Annotated in this window: 14 protein-coding genes and 2 pseudogenes; 8 read left to right on the top strand and 8 right to left on the bottom strand. The window is 63.7% G+C overall.

All coding sequences use genetic code 11. The annotated features are described in order from the left end of the window. Positions 1-49: 49 nt before the first annotated feature. A complete protein-coding gene (locus GNZ13_RS15230) occupies positions 50-637 on the bottom strand; it encodes a nucleotidyltransferase family protein (RefSeq protein WP_172165668.1) in 588 nt (195 codons plus the stop codon). A 150-nt stretch (positions 638-787) separates the two neighbouring features. Here GNZ13_RS15230 and GNZ13_RS15225 point away from each other — a divergent pair, with 150 nt between their 5' ends. Continuing rightward, entirely contained in the window at positions 788-1,357 is a 570-nt protein-coding gene (locus GNZ13_RS15225) for a cysteine hydrolase family protein (protein ID WP_172165666.1), read from the top strand. Positions 1,358-1,579: 222 nt separating this feature from the next. Here the strand turns inward: GNZ13_RS15225 and GNZ13_RS15220 are convergent, their stop codons facing one another. The 4 genes from GNZ13_RS15220 to GNZ13_RS15205 form a co-directional block, all read right to left on the bottom strand. After that, positions 1,580-2,263 (bottom strand): Fe2+-dependent dioxygenase, encoded by a 684-nt coding sequence (locus GNZ13_RS15220; RefSeq protein WP_172165664.1) that lies wholly within the window; start codon positions 2,261-2,263, stop codon positions 1,580-1,582. Next, a complete protein-coding gene (locus tag GNZ13_RS15215) occupies positions 2,260-3,006 on the bottom strand; it encodes a tetratricopeptide repeat protein (RefSeq protein ID WP_172165741.1) in 747 nt (248 codons plus the stop codon). The genes GNZ13_RS15220 and GNZ13_RS15215 overlap by 4 nt, the downstream gene beginning before the upstream one ends. A 10-nt stretch (positions 3,007-3,016) precedes the next feature. Continuing rightward, complete coding sequence (locus GNZ13_RS15210; protein ID WP_172165662.1) at positions 3,017-5,266, bottom strand: TonB-dependent receptor; 2,250 nt, start codon at positions 5,264-5,266, stop codon at positions 3,017-3,019. A 332-nt stretch (positions 5,267-5,598) separates the two neighbouring features. Beyond that, entirely contained in the window at positions 5,599-6,510 is a 912-nt protein-coding gene (locus GNZ13_RS15205) for a LysR family transcriptional regulator (RefSeq protein ID WP_172165659.1), read from the bottom strand. Between the two features lie 90 nt (positions 6,511-6,600). Here GNZ13_RS15205 and GNZ13_RS15200 point away from each other — a divergent pair, with 90 nt between their 5' ends. Beyond that, entirely contained in the window at positions 6,601-7,689 is a 1,089-nt protein-coding gene (locus tag GNZ13_RS15200) for a zinc-binding dehydrogenase (RefSeq protein ID WP_172165656.1), read from the top strand. Between the two features lie 91 nt (positions 7,690-7,780). Here the strand turns inward: GNZ13_RS15200 and GNZ13_RS15195 are convergent, their stop codons facing one another. Then, positions 7,781-9,073, bottom strand: coding sequence for an aspartate carbamoyltransferase (locus GNZ13_RS15195; protein ID WP_172165653.1), 1,293 nt, complete (start codon positions 9,071-9,073; stop codon positions 7,781-7,783). A 386-nt stretch (positions 9,074-9,459) separates the two neighbouring features. On the opposite strand from GNZ13_RS15195, the gene dapA reads away from it, so the two are divergent. The 3 genes and pseudogenes from dapA to GNZ13_RS52290 form a co-directional block, all read left to right on the top strand. After that, entirely contained in the window at positions 9,460-10,380 is a 921-nt protein-coding gene (gene dapA / locus GNZ13_RS15190; protein ID WP_172165650.1) for a 4-hydroxy-tetrahydrodipicolinate synthase, read from the top strand. Between the two features lie 280 nt (positions 10,381-10,660). Then, complete coding sequence (locus GNZ13_RS52295; RefSeq protein ID WP_236002004.1) at positions 10,661-10,972, top strand: hypothetical protein; 312 nt, start codon at positions 10,661-10,663, stop codon at positions 10,970-10,972. A 144-nt stretch (positions 10,973-11,116) separates the two neighbouring features. Then, positions 11,117-11,545: pseudogene (locus GNZ13_RS52290) on the top strand (M23 family metallopeptidase); the annotation flags it as partial. 75 nt (positions 11,546-11,620) lie between these two features. Here GNZ13_RS52290 and GNZ13_RS15180 read toward each other — a convergent pair. Together GNZ13_RS15180 and GNZ13_RS15175 are read right to left on the bottom strand one after the other, a co-directional pair. Further along, positions 11,621-13,480 (bottom strand): annotated as a pseudogene (locus tag GNZ13_RS15180) (putative bifunctional diguanylate cyclase/phosphodiesterase); the annotation flags it as partial. Positions 13,481-13,557: 77 nt separating this feature from the next. Next, entirely contained in the window at positions 13,558-14,010 is a 453-nt protein-coding gene (locus tag GNZ13_RS15175; protein ID WP_236002002.1) for a rhodanese-like domain-containing protein, read from the bottom strand. Positions 14,011-14,133: 123 nt separating this feature from the next. Here GNZ13_RS15175 and ftrA point away from each other — a divergent pair, with 123 nt between their 5' ends. The 3 genes from ftrA to GNZ13_RS15160 all read left to right on the top strand — a co-directional run bounded on the left by ftrA (position 14,134) and on the right by GNZ13_RS15160 (position 17,352). Continuing rightward, on the top strand, positions 14,134-15,111 hold the full coding sequence (ftrA, locus tag GNZ13_RS15170; protein ID WP_172165647.1) for a transcriptional regulator FtrA: 978 nt from the start codon (positions 14,134-14,136) through the stop codon (positions 15,109-15,111). Positions 15,112-15,307: 196 nt separating this feature from the next. Further along, on the top strand, positions 15,308-16,432 hold the full coding sequence (locus GNZ13_RS15165; protein WP_216674850.1) for a tetratricopeptide repeat protein: 1,125 nt from the start codon (positions 15,308-15,310) through the stop codon (positions 16,430-16,432). Positions 16,433-16,584: 152 nt separating this feature from the next. After that, complete coding sequence (locus tag GNZ13_RS15160; RefSeq protein WP_172165641.1) at positions 16,585-17,352, top strand: bestrophin-like domain; 768 nt, start codon at positions 16,585-16,587, stop codon at positions 17,350-17,352. Positions 17,353-17,394 lie beyond the last annotated feature (42 nt).

Genomic DNA, 17,394 nt, shown 5'->3' with positions numbered 1-17,394 from the left:
CGGCCTGGATCAAGTCCGCCGGTTCGCAGACGGCGCTGTCGCGCGAAACCTAAACGTTGCGCAGATCTTCCGGCGTGTCCACGTCCCGCAGAATCCCGGGGTCGTCGACGTCGAGCCGCATCACTCGCTGCGAAGTCAACAGCGCGCGCGCGCCGGTGTCGCCGTCGAGTGTCATCAAGGCGTCTCGATGCTCGACGCCGAAGCCGACCGGATGGCCGCGCTGTCCCTGATAAAACGGCGCGACGATCGAAGCGCCGCCGTCGAGCGCAAGGGCCACCGCTTCGATCGTCGTGACGGCGATGCGGGGCATATCGGCGAGCGCGACAATCCAGCCTTCGGCGTCTTCGCTGGCTTCAATGCCGGCTGCAAGGCTCGCGCCCATGCCGCGTTCGGCGTCCGGGGCGAACATGACGTCACAACCGGCGTCGTTCAAGAGGCGGGCTAGGGCGTCCGAGCCCGGCCGCACCACGGCCAGGACACGCGAGACGACCTGGAGCAGTCGGTGCGCGGCTTCGTGCGCGACCGGCGTGCCGTCGGGCATGCGCGCGAGCAGTTTGTTGTGCCGGCCGTCCGGGTCGAAGCGAGAGCCGAAGCCGGCGGCGAGCAACACGCCAGTAGCGAGCGAGGCGTAGGCCATGGGCGGGCACCGGTAGAAAGGATGAGGCCGATTGTGCGATGCAACGCACTGGCAGGCAAGCGGCAATGCATGGGCCGACGTGTGCCGCGATTCGCGGCAGTGCCCGTACAATGAGCCGCTTCCCACACATCACAGCGAAACTTCATCGCCATGAAGCGTCTCGACGACAATGCCGCGCTGATCCTGATCGACCTGCAAAAGGGTATTCAGCTTCCCAAGCTCGGCCGCCGCAACAATCCTGACGCCGAATACCATCTCGCGGCCTTGCTCGCCCATTGGCGCGAAACCGCACGGCCTGTTGTGCACGTGCGCCACATTTCCCGTGAGCCGGGTTCGGTGTTTTGGCCGGGGCAGAGCGGCGTCGAGTTTCAGGTGGCGTTCGAGCCGAACGGTCACGAGCATGTCGTCGAAAAGAACGTGCCGGATGCGTTCATCGCGAGCGGACTCGAGCGCTGGTTGCGCGCACGGCAGATCGCTCAAGTGGTGATCGCGGGCGTGATCACGAACAACTCGGTCGAATCCACCGCGCGTACGGCGGGTAACCTCGGCTTTGCCACCTTGGTGGCGAGCGACGCAGCCTTCACGTTCGACATGTGCGATCTGAACGGTCGCGTGTGGGCGGCCGAAGACGTGCATGCACTGTCGCTCGCCAACCTCGCGATGGATTATGCGCAGATCGCGACCACCGCCGAGATCGTCGGCCGCGCATCACGCGCTTAGCGCGTCCTCGGCGATTCGTTCCGCGCATGCAGCGCAACCGCACCGCATGCGTGGCGGATCTTATCTACATGCGCCCATTACACCTGCCTCACCCTCATCACCTTATCGAGCGTTACCGGCAGATCGCGCACGCGCATGAACGAGAAAGTAAATACGCGGAAGGGCCTTCTTTCTGGGTACAAATAGAAAGACTGTTTTGCGTGGGATGAGGAGTCCGTTAAATCAAGAGTCGGCCCAGCGGCGTAGCAGATTGTGATAAATACCGGTGAGACTTACCACGGTTGAATCGTTGGAACCTTTTTCGGCGGCGAGGCGCTGCAAGTCGTTGTCGAGTTGAAACAGCATGGCGCGTTCGCCGTCGTCGCGCACCATGCTCTGAATCCAGAAAAAGGACGCGACTCGCACGCCACGCGTCACCGGGCTCACGTGATGCAGGCTCGAAGCCGGGTAGAGCACCATGTCGCCGGCCGGCAGCTTCGAACGGTGCATGCCGTAGGTGTCTTCGATGCAGAGTTCGCCGCCGTCATAACTATCCGGTTCAGCGAGAAAGAGCGTGGCCGACAGATCGCTGCGGATGCGGAAGTCGGTGCCGCGCAACTGGCGGATCGCGTTGTCCACGTGCGTGCCGAAACCGTCACCGCCGGCATAGCGGTTAAAGAGCGGTGGAAAGACTTTCAGCGGCAAGGCAGCGGAAAAGAAACGCGGATTGCGCCCGAGCGCGTCCTGAATCGCATCGCCCACCGCGCGTGCGGTGGGGCAGCCTTCGGGCAATTGCTGGTTGCGCTTGGCCTGCGCCGACTGTGCGCCGGAAGTCGCATTGCCGTCGATCCATTGGGCCGCGTCGAGGACTTCGCGGCATTGCGCGACCTGTTGTTTGCTAAGTACGCCTTGCAGATGCAACATCATGCGCGCGACTCTTCATTGACGTCTTCAGCCAGTGCACGAAATGCACCAACCGGCGAAGCGGCTAGCCACGCCCTCATTTTCTCGACGAACGCCGCCGTAGCCGTCAGCGGCACGCGCCGCAACCACGTCAACGCGGCGTCGATCTCGCCGCGCCCGGCCAGTAGCCTCGCATAGTTGAACTGGCCGCGGAAGTCACCGCCCACCGCTGCGCGCCGGTAATAGTCGAGTGCGATGCTTGCGTCTGCATCGACTTCCCAGCCGTCCTCGTAAAAGCTGCCGATAAAGTTGAGCGACTTCGCGTGACCCATTTCGGCGGCGCGCCGAAACCACTGCAGAGCCTGCGCACGATCGCATTCCACACCATTGCCGAGTGCCAACGCCGACGCATAGTTGTACATGCCCCAGTCGAGTCCCGCCCGTGCCGCGAGCCGGTACCAGTAGACCGCGACCGGCGCGCACGCGGTGGTTCCCCAACCGTGTTCGTAGCATCGGCCCAGCATGTTCATCGCCATCGGATGATCCTGGCGGGCCGCGTGCTTGAACCACGTCAACGCTTCTTCGGCATTGCGCTCTACGCCGTGACCGTCGAGCAGATACTGGCCGTACACCGCCTGGGCTTCGACGATGCCGTTATGCGCGGCTGCGGCCACCCACGCGGCGGCTTTGGCGGGCGGCCCGGAGAGAATCGCGGCGAGCTCGTCATGCGACACGCTCGCCAGCGCCTTCAGCGTCACCTGTTCCATCATGCCGTGCTTAGTAATGCGCGTTGAGCGTCAGGAAGGCAGTGCGGCCGGCTGCGATCGACGCGTAGTGCGCCGGATACGCCTGGTCGTAATACGTCCGGTTGAAGATGTTCTGCACGTTCAGTTGCAGATCGACCTTCTTGTTGATCCGGTACGTTGCCATGCCGTCGAAGCGCCAGTACGAGGGCACCGCACGCAGATTCGCCGTGTCGCCGTACACCTGCGACATGTAGAACGCGCCGCCACCGATCGTGAACTTCGGCAGCGCGTCGTAGTTGGTCCACAGGCTGATGCTGTTCTTCGGTGTGTTCGGGAACTGGTGGCCGTTATCCGAGGTGGTCTTGCCGTTGTCGCGCAACTGGCTCTTCATGTAGGTGTAGCCGCCGAACACCTGCCACTTGTTCGTCAACTGACCGGCTACGCCGAATTCGAAGCCTTGCACGCGCTTGTTACCGACCATCGCGTATTCGTTGTTCGGCAGCGTGACGCGCGCGTTCGTCGTGTCGATCTGGAACAGCGCGCCCGTCAGCGAGAGGTGGTTGTTCAGCACATTCCACTTGGTGCCGAGTTCGATGCTGCGGTTCTTTTCCGGGGCGAGCTGATCCGCGTTCGCACCGACACCGCCACGGCCCGGCGTCAACGATTGCGTTTCGCTGCCCTGGCCGAGCAGCGCGCCGGCCGGCGTCGACGACGTCGCGATCGACGCATACACGCTGCCGTTGGAAGCCGGTTTGAAGACGAGGCCGAGCTGGTAGTTGAACAACGTGTCGTCGCGCGAGGTGCGCTTGCCGCCGTTGGCCACCGTGTTGCGGAAATCGGTCGAGTAATCGTCGACGCGCAAGCCGACGTTGGCCTGCCAGCGCTTCGTGAGTTCGATCGTATCGAACGCATACAGCGATTTGGTGGTAGTGCGCTGCTCGCTCGGATCGTTCGCTTTGCTAACCGAACCGGCCCACGGGTCGTTCGGATTCGGTGACCACAGGCTCGTGCAGTTATAGCCCGACGCCGCGCCGATACCCTTGGTTTTGCAGATCGCACCGGTGGCTGCGGCCACGGCGTACGAATCGTTCACGCTGGTTTCGCGCGACACTTCGAGGCCGGTCGTGAAGCTGTGCTTCAGGAAACCGGTCTTGAATTCGCCGAACAGTTCGGTCTGGTTCGCGAGGCTGTAGACGTCGCTGGCGCGGGTATTCGCGCGGCGCCACACCATGCCGTTGACGACGTTGCCCTGGCTGTCGTCCGGCTGCGTCCAGATGTAGTCCTGGGTGGACTTCGTATAACGCGTGGTGTTGCGGATCGTCAGATTGCTGTTGATGTCGTGTTCGATGCGCACCGTGCCGACGTCTGAGGTCGTCTTGCGGAAATCGCGGTCGATCAGGCCGTAAAAGTTGTGGCGGTCCACCTTGGCCGCATAGATCGTGTCGACGTTGGCCGGCTTGTTGGTGGTTGTGTAGAAGTACGGAATACCGCTGTCAGGCAGGTCGTCGGTCGAGAGGTGGTAGTAGCTCGCCGTGACGCGGGTCGGCGTGCCGAGACCGTAGGTGAACGACGGCGCGATGCCCCAGCGCTCGTTGTTGACTGCATCGCGGCCGGCCACGTCGTTGTTGTGGCTCATCACGTTCAGGCGGAAGGCTGCGTGATCGGCCATTTGCCAGTTGCCGTCCGCAGTGAAGCGGCGGTAGCGGTCGGTGCCGAGGCCCGCGCTGCCGTCGGCGGAATTGCCCAGATGCGGGGTCTTGGTGATCAGGTTGATGCTGCCGCCCGCGCCGCCGCGGCCGCCGTACGCGCCGTCCGAACCCTTGGTCACTTCCACGCTTTCGATGTTGAACACTTCACGCGTGGTCGCACCGATGTCGCGCATGCCGTCGACGAAGGTGCTGCCCTGCGCGTCGTAGCCGCGAATGAACGGCCGGTCGCCGAGCGGATTACCGCCTTCGCCAGCACCGAACGTGATGCCCGGTACCGTGCGCAGCGCTTCAGTCAGCGTCGAGGCGCCCGTGCTCTTGATCAACTCCTGCGGAATCACGGTCACCGACTTCGGCGTATCGACCAGCGGCGCCGTGAATTTGACCGACGCTGAGTGGTCGGTTTTGAAGCCGTCGTCCGGCTGGCCTTGCACGGCGATCGGCGCAAGCTGGCTTTCCTTGTCGGGCGGCGCCGTGCCGACCGTGCCCTGCGCGAGAGCGGGACCTGCCGCCAACATGCTGCACAGCGTCGTGCTGATTTTGCCGAGCTTCGGTTCGTCGGACCGCAACTTCATTTTTATCCCCGTCGTTGAGTGCTGGTGGCCGGGCAGGTAACGCGTTCCTTACCCGGATATTCCATGTTTATTACAAAGTGTTTGCGGCATGCATTCTATGCAACATGTTTGCAATTGAGAAGCGTTCTCAACAAAAAATCTCGGAACGTGGGGTTGAGTGCGTGAGCCGCCGCCTGGAATTGGCGGGTTGATGGACGGAGATGGATGCGAAATACGTGGATTTTGAGGCTGCAGAGGCATGGTGGTGACTGTGCGCCCGTCGCGCGAGAGGCTCTTGCAGCGCGTGATGCTTCCTTTCTGATCGAACGGCAGGCCGTGCCTCGCTCGATGTCCTACCGTGCCGCCAGTTCGGCCAGCGCCTCCCGCAGCCACACGAGTGCCGGATCGGCCTGGTTGCGCGGATGCCACCCGGCGTACAACGTGAAGCCGCGCGCGTCGAACGGCAGCGCAAAGGTGTCGAGCCGGTCGGCGTAGCGTGCCGCGAAGCGCGATGGCAGGGTCGAAACATAGTCGGTATTCGACAGCAACTCCGGCACCAACGTGAAGTGCTGGACCGACAGCGCGACGCGCCGCTCGCGGCCGAGTTCGTCGAGATGCTCGTCCATGAAGCCGTGAAAACTGCCGCCGCTGGTCGACACCAGAACGTGATCGAGCGCGCAGTAGGTGTCGAGATCGAGCGGGGCGGTGCCGCGCGGGTGGCCCTTGCGCTGCACGAACACGAAATGCTCGTCGTAGAGCTTGCGGGCTTTCATCGACGGCGGAATCATCCGGTCGGAACCGAGCAGCAGGTCGATCTCGCCGCTTTCGAGCCGCGACGCGGCGGTGGGCTGATCGCCGATCACGAACGCCACGCGCACACCCGGCCCAGCCAATGCCGGCAAGCGCTCCATCAGGCGCATGCCGAGCACCACGGTGGCGTTGTCATGCGCGGCGATCACGAAGCGCCGCGTGTCGGTCAAGGGATCGAACGCAGGTCGGTGGCGCACCACTGCTTCGAGATTCTTCAACGCTGCATGCAGCGGCGTCATCAACTCCAGCGCCCGGGCCGTGCGTGTCATGCCGCGGCCGGTTTCGGAGGGCAGCAGCAGCGGATCGCCGAAGATCTGCCGCAAGCGCGCGAGTTGCGTGGAGACGGCCGGTTGCGTCAGATGCAGCCGCTCGGCCGCACGCGTAACGTTCGACTCGGCGAGCAGCGCGTCGAGTGAAACCAGCAGATTCAAATCGATGCCGCGTAGATCAATCATGTTGATAGGTCGCATATGAGCAATTGATTTCTAGAATACGTACCGCGCTTCTACAGTTCAAGCACCGAAACGAACTGAAGGAAGACCGAAATGAAAGCCTGGATGCTCGATGAACCCGGCAAGCCTTTGGCCTTGCGCGACGTAGCACAGCCGCAGCCGCGCCGTAATGCCGTGCTGGTACGGATGGAGGCGGTACCGTTGCTGAGTTACACGCGCGACTATGTCGACGGGAAGTTGCCGTACGCATACCCGCCGGGACCGTTTTCGCCCGGCACCAATGGTGTTGGCCGGATCGTCGCGGTCGGCGAGGGCGTGGTGGCATTTCGCGCCGGGCAACGGGTCGCCGTGAATCCGTACTGGATTGCCGACGAAACGGTGCGTGAGCCCGCGCAGGCGCTTTTAGGGCTCACCGGCATCAGCGCCGACAGTGGTGCGCTGCTGGCTGAGTTTCCGCACGGTACGTTGCGCGAAGTGGCCGAATTCCCGGCCTCGACGCTCATCGCACTGGACGGTCTGGACGAGATCGATGCCGCGCGTCTCGCGGTGCTGGGCAAATTCTCGGTGCCGCTCGGCGGCTTGCGACGCGGCCGTCTGTCGGCGGGCGAAACGGTGGTGGTCAACGGCGCGAGCGGTTACTTCGGCTCGGCGGCCGTACTCGCGGCGCTGGCGCTCGGCGCGAGCAAGGTCGTCGCGCTCGGTCGGCGTCTGGAACCGCTGCAAGCGCTGGCCGAGCACGGGCGCGGGCGCGTGGTCCCCGTCGTGCTGAGCGGCGACGCCGCGCAAGACATAGCGGCGATTCGTGCCGCAAGCGGTGGCGGCGTGGACCTCGCGTTCGACATGGTCGGCCAGGCCACCGACGCTAACGCGACCCTGGTCGCATTGCGCAGCCTGCGCCGCGGCGGGCGGCTCCTGCTGATGGGTAGCATGCAAGTGGACTTGCCGATTACGTACAGGGAGATGTTGCTGAACAACTGGGAATTGATCGGCCACTTCATGTACACGCGCGCCGACTATCTCGCGCTGGTTTCGCTGGTGGCGTCGGGGCTGATTCCGCTCGATTCGGTCGAGTTGAAGTCGTATCCGTTTGCTGAACTGGAGTCGGCCATCGACGCGGCTGGCCGCATGTCGGGTCTGCAATGCACGGTCGTGGAAGGCAAGTCGCCGCAAGCGTGGGGGTGAGCGTGTAACGGCTCGATCGCGGCAGCGTAAAAAAGCGGCCTTGCTGATTCACAGCAAGGCCGCTTTGCATGAGCGAATCGTGGTCGCTCAATCAATCGATGCCGTGAAACACCGCATCGTCCGGACCGAGATAAACGGGCGGGCGCCACGCGGCGTCGCGCATCGAATGCTGGACCAGTTTTTCGACACCCAGCAGCACCGCGAAAATCGCCATCCGCACTGGAATGCCGTTATCGGTTTGCCGGAAAATCGCCAGCCGCGAATCATGATTCAGATCGACGCTCAGATCGTTCGCGCCCGGCCGGCTGTCGCGCGGCAGCGGGTGCATGATCAGCGTGTCGGGGCCGCATACGCTATCCATCAGCGCCTGATTGATCTGGAAATCCGGCGTATAGCCTTCGAACGATTCGTCGGTGAAGCGCTCTTTCTGGATGCGCGTGGCGTACACCACGTCGGCGCCGCGCAGCCCGGCGGGCAGATCGTTGGTTTGCTCGATCACGTGGTCGTTGCGCGAGATCTGCTCGATGATGTAGCTCGGCATTTCAAGCATGGGCGGCGAGATCAGCGTGAACTTGATGCCGCGATACAGCGCCAGCAGCTTGACCAGCGAATGCACCGTGCGGCCATATTTCAGGTCGCCGACCAGCGCGATATGCGCACCGTCGACGATCTTGCCGAGCCGCGAGAATTCGCGCTGGATCGTGTACAGGTCGAGCAGCGCCTGGCTCGGGTGTTCGCCCGGGCCGTCGCCGCCGTTGATCACCGGCACGTTGGTGGCGCGCGCGAATTCGGCCACCGAGCCTTGCTCCGGATGGCGGATCACCAGCGCATCCACATAGCCGCTCATCACGCGGCTGGTGTCGTAGATCGACTCGCCCTTTGCCATCGACGAAAACGTGAAGCCGGTGGTGTCGCACACCGAGCCGCCGAGCCGGCAGAATGCCGCGCCGAAACTCACGCGAGTCCGCGTGCTGGCCTCGAAAAACAGGTTGCCGAGCACGGCGCCTTCGAGTACGCGGGAGATTTTCCGGCGCCGCGCGATCGGCTGCATGATGTCGGCGACGCGGAACAGCGCCTCGACCGAGTCGCGCGAGAACTGATCGACCGACAGCAGTTGTGGCTTGCCCTCGAACAGCATCTGGCTCGCCAGCGACTGCGAGTCTACGCTTTGCGTATGCTTTTCACCCGGCTCGCCATGCACCACGATTTCCGACACGAAACGCTCCACGATCTCCGGCATGGCCCGCGATTCCTGCGAATCGTCCGGCAGCAGCCATGTGTCGAGCGCGCGGCGCGATACGCCGATGCGGCTTGCGAACGTCTCGCGGGTCATGTTCAGGCGACGCATCGCATCGCGTAGGAAGGCTTGTTGCGGGACGCTCATGCGGGCACCTGTCGGGAATGGGTTACGTACCGGATATGTACGCGCTGCGTATATTAGTTTCCCTGTCGCAGAAGTCAAGTAATTTTGCGATGAGTTTTGCAAACTCGTGCCGGACGCGGTTACACTGCGTTTCATGCATTCCGGCCAAACGCTCCGACTCCGCCCGTCAACCACCGCACGTCTCGCTTTTGCGAGCGTCGTGGCCGCGCGCGCGAATGTCGCAAGCGTTAGCGCCAAAGCCAAAAAACAGCCGCTCATCTGACCGGAGCAGCTGTTCCGTCAGATGTGCGACGGAACAGCCGGTCAACGCCCACCCGCGGCATTCCCTGTTTTTCCTCCCTCGCACCGCTGATCGGAATCGATACGGTCGTCATCGAGGTAAAGACATGTCTATTTTTTCGGGTATCTGGGTTCCGCTTATCACACCATTCGCCGACGGCGAGGTGGATCATGCCGCGCTGCGCGCGCTGGTGCGCCGCTATGCCGACGCGGGCATTGCCGGGCTGGTCGCGCTCGGCACGACCGGCGAGCCGGCCGCGCTCGACGCCGCTGAGCAGGACGCCGTACTGGCGACGATTCTCGACGAAGCGCAAGCCGCCGCCCGCGGCGCAGACGCACAAGCGCTGCCGGTGCTGGTCGGCGTGTCGGGCAATCACACGGCGAGCATGCGCGAGCGCATCGAGCAACTGAACGCACTGCCGATAGCCGGTGTGCTGATGGCTGCGCCGTACTACATCCGGCCTTCGCAAACGGGCATCGTCGGGCATTTCATGGCGCTTGCCGATGCGAGCGACAAGCCTGTCGTGCTGTACGACATTCCCTATCGAACCGGCGTGCGGCTCGAACTCGACACGCTTCTGACGCTCGCCGCGCATCCCCGAATTCAGGCGGTGAAGGATTGCGCCGGGTCGCTCGACACCACGCTCGCGTTGATTCGCGACGGCCGTTTGCAGGTGCTGACCGGCGAAGACATCAACATTTTCAACACACTGTGTCTGGGTGGGAGCGGGGCGATCGCGGCCTCGGCGCATCTGCGGCCGGAGCGGTTCGTCGCGCTGTATCGCGCGCTATCGGCGGGCCGGCTCGATGAAGGACGGCGTATTTTTCAGGAGCTCGCGCCACTGATCCAGGCGCTGTTCGCCGAACCGAATCCGGCGCCGCTGAAGGCCCTGCTCGCTGCGCTTGGCCTGATACGCGACGAGTTGCGCATGCCGATGACGCGTGCCGGCGATGGGCTGGTCGCGCGGCTCAGGGCATTGGAAGGGCTTGATCGGATAGCGCCGGACGAGGCGGCATTGTCAGCTTGAGTGCGGATTCGCTTGCGGCCATTTTCTGCCATTTGTATTTGAGATGATGGTTCGCGATGCCAGGCGATAATCGGCGCCCTTTGTATATTATCGCCACCGGTATGTTGTCCGGTCGATACCGCATGCAGTCAATCTTGTCCGCCGATCTCCGGTCCCGCTTTAGCAAGCTCAGCACGCTGGGCGCGCCCAGCACGTTCAACACGCCGAACACGCTGAACGTGCGTTGTGCCGCCCGTGCGCGGCCTTGCACGCGTCGCACGGCGCGTGCCGGGGGCCGCTGATGTCCTCCGTGTTTCGCGCCGGCAATCAGCTTTCCAGCGGCTCGGTCAGCTTCGTCACGCGCCGCACCGCGCTGACCATCGCGGTTGCGACAGCGTTCGGCGCAGCCGCGCTGGCGCTCGCAGCAGGCATCGCGATCGGCCTGCATTGGCCGGCGCACGGCGGCTCCGGCGACCAGGCGGCGAACCGTGTCGAGCACGACTATGCAATCGATCAACTCGGCAAGCTGAACGCGTCCGTGGCACAGATCGAACCGCGCATCGCGCGCCTGACGATGCAGGTCGGCGCGTGCGCGATTTCGAAGCACGTCTGAATACACCGCGGCCGGCGCCGCGCGCACCGGGCACGACAGCCCCCCCAGCTACGCCGGGCGCCGCCTCTGAACCCGACACGTCCGCTACCGACGGCGAAGGCGAGGGCGGTCCTTCCTTGCCACCGCGTCGCTGTTACGGATGTCATGCCGCAACCGGCCGGCCATGCCGATGCCGAGCACACCCGGCAACAACTGGGTTGCATCGCCGCGACGCTATCCGCGCTCGAGCAACAAACCGCCGACCACGCGATCGCGTACTCCGCCTTTCCCGGCCGCATGCCCGCCGACGGCGCGCGCTTCGGCTCGCCGTTCGGCAACCGCACCGATCCCTTCACAAATCGTTTGAGTTTCCATCCGGGCATCGACCTGGTCGCCAAAACCGGCACGCCGATTCTTGCGGCAGCGGGCGGCCGGGTGATCTTCGCCGGCCAGAAATCGGGCTATGGCAACGCGGTCGAAATCGATCACGGCAACGGCCTCGTGACCCGTTACGGCCACGCGTCGCGCATCGTCGTGCATGTCGGCGATCTGGTGCTGCCGCGCCAGTATGTCGCCGATGTCGGCTCGACCGGCCGCTCCACCGGCCCGCATCTGCATTTCGAAGTGCTGGTCAACGGCGCGCCGGTCGACCCGGCGGCCTACCTCGCGCTATTCGCGCCCGTTGGTGAAGAAGCGGTCGATCTTCAACTGCTTGACGCGAAAGCGTTGCAGATAGGCGAGGCTGGAATAGCCGGTGCCGAAATCGTCGATGGCGATTTCAAAGCCGCTTGCCTGGAACTCGCGGATCATTTCGATGGTTTTCGGCGCGTCCTGCATCGCGACGGTTTCGGTGATTTCGAACATGATCTGTTCGCATTGCACGCCTTCCGCTTTGACGATCTCGAGCATCGTTGCGACGAGGTTCGGTTGCGACAGCTGGCGCGGTGACAGATTGATCGCCACTTTCATCGACGGCAGGCCTTGCTCGACCCAGCGGCGAATCTGCCGGCAGGTTTCGCGCAAGACCCAGTAGCCGATCTGCACGATCTGGCCCGAGCGCTCGGCAATCGGAACGAACTCGAGCGGCGCCAGCGCGCCGAGCTGCGGATGATGCAAGCGGATCAGCGCTTCGGCACCCGCCAGCGAGTTGCCGCTGCCGTGAAACTTCGGCTGGAAGTGCAGCGAGAAATGGCCGACGCTGAGCGCTTCATGCAGTGCACTTTGAATTTGCAGCGTGCGCGTCGCGGCTTCGTTCATGCTTTGTCCGAAGAAGCGATAGGTGCTGCGGCCGGCGCGTTTGGCCTCGTACATGGCCGCGTCGGCATGCTTCAGCAGCGTGTCGACGGTGTCGCCGTCGTTGGGATAGAGCGCGATGCCGATGCTCGGCATCACCTGCAGCGGTTGCGAATCGGTCCATATACCCTGACGCATCCGATCGAGCACGCCTTCGGCCATCGTGCCGGCATCTTCACGTGAATCCAGGTTCTCGGACAGCACGACGAATTCGTCGCCGCCGAGACGCGCGACGGTATCGCTCGTCCGCACGCACAGCAGAAGACGCTGTGCGAAGGCTGACAGCACTTCGTCGCCGGCCGAGTGGCCGAGCGAATCGTTGATGGTCTTGAAGCCGTCGAGATCCATGAACAGGATGGCGAACAGCGAGCGCTGTCGGCGCGCGCTATGGATCGCGCGTTCGATGCGGTCGGTGAGCGTGCTGCGGTTGGGCAGGCCCGTCAGCGTGTCGAGCGTGGCGAGCCGCACGATCTGACCGTTGAGACTCGATACTGAGCCGATCAGAAAGCTGGTGCGCGCATCGAAACGCGACAGTATCAGCGTGACGATCAGAATGGCAAAGGTGAACAGGATCACCGAAGTCGCGAGCCACGTGGCGTTCACACCCTTGGCCGCGCCGCACACGGCGCCGAGCGGAAACTCGGCGGCCGCCATGCCGGTGTAATGCATGCCGCTGATCGCGATGCCCATCACCAGCGCCGCGCCTAAACGCTTGTGCACCACGTGGCGTTCGCCGTCGTTACTGAGCGCGCGCGCCATCCACAGCGCGGCGGTCGACGCGCCGATCGCGATCGCAAGCGAGCCAGCGAACCAGGCCGGCTGATAGTGGATGCCAGGCTCCATTTCCATCGCCGCCATGCCGGTGTAGTGCATGCCGGCGATGCCGAAGCCCATCAGCACGCCGCCAGCCACGAGCCGAAGCGGCGTGAGCCGCGCTTGGGTAGTCACGACCAGCGCCAGATACGACACGCCGATCGCGAGTCCAAGCGAATAAGCGGTCGTCGCGAAGTCGTAGCCGAGAGGAATCGGCAGTGAGAAGGCGAGCATCGCGATGAAGTGCATCGACCAGATACCGACACCGAGCGCCGCGGCGCCGCCCAGGCGCCACGCGCGCCGCAGACCTGCCGACGCCAGCAGGAAGATGCGGCCCGTCAAATCGAGCGCCGTGTAAGACGCCAGCACCGCGACGGCGAACGAGATTGCGACCAGCCAAAAATTGTATGAGCTCTGCATGTTAAGTCCAACCGCGGGGGAGAAGCGGCTGAACTTGTTATCGACAGTTGGCGGCGTTTATTTAATTGATTTCCAAGATGTTAGGTATTGGCATTGAGCATCTCCCGGCTGGCCGTGGCTTGGGTCAGTGTGAAGCCCTCGTCGAGCCAGCCCGCGACGCCGCCGATCATCAATTTGACGGGCCGCCCCAGTTGCGCGAGGCGCAATGCACCGCGTGCAGCGCCGTTGCAATGCGGGCCCGCGCAGTAGGTGACGAACAGCGTGTCCTGCGGGTACGCCGCGAGCTTCGACGCCACGATCTTGCCGTGCGGTAGGTTCAGCGCGCCCGGCACATGGCCTTGCTCGAACAGTGCCGGGCTGCGCACGTCGAGCAGCACGAAGCCGGGCGAGCCGCTCGCGAGTGCTGAGGACACGTCCGCGCAATCGGTTTCGAAATGCAGTGACGCCTGGAAGTGGGCGAGGGCGGCGGCGCTATCGGCAGCGGGGATGGCGGTGACGGCGTTCATTGCATTGATCGCGTTGTGAGTGGGCATGGCAAGGTTCCTGTAGGACAGCGAGTGTGATTGCGTGGCGAAGCGATTCTGGAGCCTTCATTGTCGCGACGCCGCACGCAACGGGTAAGTGGCGTAATCGTCAATCTCCGGTAACATCACGCCATGCATAATCATCTTGTCGTTGCGCTGGCTTACGACCGGCTCTGTACGTTCGAATTCGGCTGCGTGACCGAATTGTTCGCGCTCGAACGTCCTGAGCTCGGCGTGGACTGGTATCGCTTCGCGGTATGCGCGAGCGAACCCGGTCCGATTCGCGCAGCCGGCGGCATCACCGTCGCCGCGCCGTACACGCTCAAGCTCCTGGATCGCGCCGATACGATCGTCATCCCCGGCTGGCGCGACGCTGACGAGTTGCCACCCGAACCGCTGCTGAAGAAGATTCGCGCCGCCTGCGATCGCGGCGCGCGCCTCTGTTCGATCTGCTCCGGCGTGTTCGTGCTGGCGGCTGCGGGTGTGCTCGACGGCAAGGCTGTCACGACGCACTGGCGCTACGCCGAAAAATTGCAACAGCGTTATCCGCAATTGCGCGTGCAGCCGGATGCGTTATATGTCGACGAAGGACAGATCATCACCTCGGCGGGATCGGCGGCAGGGCTCGACATGCTGCTGCATCTGGTGCGGCGCGATCACGGCAGCGCTGTAGCCAACCGCGTCGCGCAGCGGCTCGTGGTGCCGCCGCATCGCGAGGGCGGTCAGGCGCAGTTCGTGCCGCGGCCGATGCCGCAAGACGAAGGCGGGCGCCTCGCGAAGCTGATGGACTGGGTGCGCCGCCATCCCGGGTTGCCACACACCTTACGCTCGCTGGCCGAACGGGCGGCGATGAGTCCGCGTACGCTGCAGCGGCAGTTTCACGACGCCACCGGCATGGCGCCCTACGAATGGCTGGTGCGTGAACGCGTGGCAATTGCGCGGGAACTGCTTGAAGCGCCGGTCCCATTGGCGATGGCGCGCGTTGCGGAGCTGGCGGGCTTCGGTTCCGAAGAATCGCTGCGGCGGCACTTCCGGCGTATCGCGTTGACGAGCCCAGGCGCGTATCGTAAGAAGTTCGGGGTGCAGGTCGGGGCGCAGACGCCCGCGTAGATACGCGTCATTGTTCGCCTTGCCGTTCTCGCATGCGTGAACCGTTTCAAACGGGCGCTTGCCGATGTGCAAAATCGTACACGGCTCGTGCATGGCAAGCCATTCGATGCGTGCCGCATGACGTGCCGAATGCGTTTCATGCATGCTCAAACGTCACGGAGCGCCGCGTGCCGGGCGTTGCGATTGAATCGCACGATTGACTGCTCGCTTCGGCGGCATGCAAGGGTTCGCGCAATCGCCGGTTTTCTGTCAGCATCACGGCCAGCGTCCGTGGCAATCCACGTCAAATGTGCCACGCATACGGCTGCTTGAAGGCGTCACCGAAACGCATCATCGCCATCGTCCTCTCTTACTCATGAACGCCAAAACCGCCGTCGTCGCTGCTGCCGTTGCCGTCACTGCTATTGCAGCGCTTACGCCCGCGCTCGTCGCGGCGCAAACGGAAGCCGCCGATTCGCGCGCCGAACTCTATCGCCGCAACCTGCTGGCGGGCAAGGACGTGCCGTGCCGCACGAACGCGTCATGCGCGGCGTTGGGCGTGGCCGCGCTTGAAGCCGGGCGCATCAAGGAAGCGCAAACGCTGGTCGAGATGGAAGCCGCGCTCGCCGAGGCCACCGCCATGCAGGCGGGCGAGGAGAACTCGCCGAAAGCGACCAGTTCGGCGCGGGCTCGCGTGGCGATGGCGTTGGTCCATCAGGGCGATGTGCAACTGAAGCTGGGCGCGTTGCCGAATGCGCGCGCGTACTACCGGACGGCGGTGAGCCGTGGCAACGATTATCCGAACGACGCGCTGCTCGGCCGTGCCGTAGCGGCTGCGCGCCAACGCCTCGAATCGATCGCCGGCAAAGCAGTGGTGAACGGCGTGCCGCCGAACGGCGCGCGCTTCTCCAGTTATATGTTTTTCGGCGCGTGGAACAGTGTCGAGGTGAAGCCAGTGAAAGGGCGGCGCGGCGTCTATCGGATCGACGGCGACTTCGTGTATCCCACCGTTAGTGCCGACGGTCAACCGAGCGCGAACATGGGCAGCCTGTCGGCCTACGTGCGTTTTTACGACGGTGTGGCGCGCGTGCCGATGACCGATGGCGTCGGCGATGCGCCGCTCGACGCCACCGCGAGGATCACCAACCTCGCGCCTTATGACAAACCAGCGGACAAGCCATCGGACAAACACACGGACAAACCAGCGGATAAATGCCTGATCGAATTCAAGCTCTCCGCACCGGAGACGCTCGACATACGGACGCATGGCTCGCCGACGGAATGCGGTTTCGGCTTCAATGTCAGTGCGGACGGACGTTACTATCTGATGACAGGCTCCTGACGCCCGGCATGCTACCGGCCACGTGCCAATTCAGCTTCGCCCGCATGCTTCCCCATCCGCGTGGCGTCTCTTATGATGCAGTGGCTGTGCACGTTTAATCGCCATCCAAAGCGTTCCCGTTAACAAATCTCCGATAAGAAAAACGCTCGCCCATGCAAACCCTATTCGACCATCCGCCACTCGTCTTCATTATTTGCTTTGTTGCGATGTGGTTGTCGGCGCGCATCGGCGCGTCGGTGTTGCGGAGATTCAGAAAAATCGACGAGGCCGCACGCGACGACTTCAGCGTGATTCAGGCCGCCACGCTAACGCTGCTCGCGCTGATCATCGGTTTCACTTTTTCGATGGCGGTAGGCCGCTACGATCAACGCAAGAACTATGAGGAAGAAGAGGCGAACGCGATCGGCACCGAATACGTCCGCGCCGATCTGTTGCCCGCCGCCGATGCGGCGACCGTGCGCGGCTTGCTGAAGACCTATCTCGACGAGCGCGTGCTGTTCTACACGACGCGCGACACCGGCGAACTCGCCCGGGTCAATGCCGAGACATCGCGCCTGCAGGACGCAATGTGGTCTACAGTGAGGAATGCCGCTGCCGCGCAGCCCACGCCCGTGGCCGCGCTCGCTGTCGCCGGAATGAACGACGTGCTCAATACGCAGGGTTACACGCAGGCCGCGTGGTGGAATCGCATTCCTTTCGCGGCGTGGGCGCTGATGGTGCTGATAGCGGTGTGCGCCAACGTGCTGGTCGGCTACGGCGCGCGCGGTTTGAAAGCGGGAGCCGGATTGTTGCTGATCGTTCCGCTGATCGTGTCGCTGTCGTTCATGCTGGTCGCCGATATCGACAGTCCGCGCGGCGGTGTGATTCGTGTGAAGCCACTCAATCTCCATGCGCTCGCGGATTCGATCCGCTCGCATTGAACCTGTACCGAACCCATACTGAAACCACATTGAGCCGCATGA

Origin of the sequence: Paraburkholderia elongata, assembly GCF_013177735.1 — a bacterium.
Classification (GTDB): domain Bacteria; phylum Pseudomonadota; class Gammaproteobacteria; order Burkholderiales; family Burkholderiaceae; genus Paraburkholderia; species Paraburkholderia elongata.
Note: the sequence above shows the minus strand (reverse complement) of the source record. Positions and strands in the feature narration are given on the sequence as shown.

Bases quoted from the DNA above. Each gene is read 5' to 3' on its own strand.
- GNZ13_RS15225 (WP_172165666.1), top strand. From the start codon at position 788: ATGAAGCGTCTCGACGACAATGCCGCGCTGATCCTGATCGACCTGCAA.
- GNZ13_RS15175 (WP_236002002.1), bottom strand. From the start codon at position 14,010: ATGCCCACTCACAACGCGATCAATGCAATGAACGCCGTCACCGCCATC.
- GNZ13_RS15200 (WP_172165656.1), top strand. From the start codon at position 6,601: ATGAAAGCCTGGATGCTCGATGAACCCGGCAAGCCTTTGGCCTTGCGC.
- GNZ13_RS15220 (WP_172165664.1), bottom strand. From the start codon at position 2,263: ATGATGTTGCATCTGCAAGGCGTACTTAGCAAACAACAGGTCGCGCAA.
- GNZ13_RS15205 (WP_172165659.1), bottom strand. From the start codon at position 6,510: ATGATTGATCTACGCGGCATCGATTTGAATCTGCTGGTTTCACTCGAC.
- GNZ13_RS52295 (WP_236002004.1), top strand. From the start codon at position 10,661: ATGTCCTCCGTGTTTCGCGCCGGCAATCAGCTTTCCAGCGGCTCGGTC.
- GNZ13_RS15195 (WP_172165653.1), bottom strand. From the start codon at position 9,073: ATGAGCGTCCCGCAACAAGCCTTCCTACGCGATGCGATGCGTCGCCTG.
- GNZ13_RS15215 (WP_172165741.1), bottom strand. From the start codon at position 3,006: ATGGAACAGGTGACGCTGAAGGCGCTGGCGAGCGTGTCGCATGACGAG.
- GNZ13_RS15230 (WP_172165668.1), bottom strand. From the start codon at position 637: ATGGCCTACGCCTCGCTCGCTACTGGCGTGTTGCTCGCCGCCGGCTTC.
- dapA (WP_172165650.1), top strand. From the start codon at position 9,460: ATGTCTATTTTTTCGGGTATCTGGGTTCCGCTTATCACACCATTCGCC.
- GNZ13_RS15160 (WP_172165641.1), top strand. From the start codon at position 16,585: ATGCAAACCCTATTCGACCATCCGCCACTCGTCTTCATTATTTGCTTT.
- ftrA (WP_172165647.1), top strand. From the start codon at position 14,134: ATGCATAATCATCTTGTCGTTGCGCTGGCTTACGACCGGCTCTGTACG.
- GNZ13_RS15210 (WP_172165662.1), bottom strand. From the start codon at position 5,266: ATGAAGTTGCGGTCCGACGAACCGAAGCTCGGCAAAATCAGCACGACG.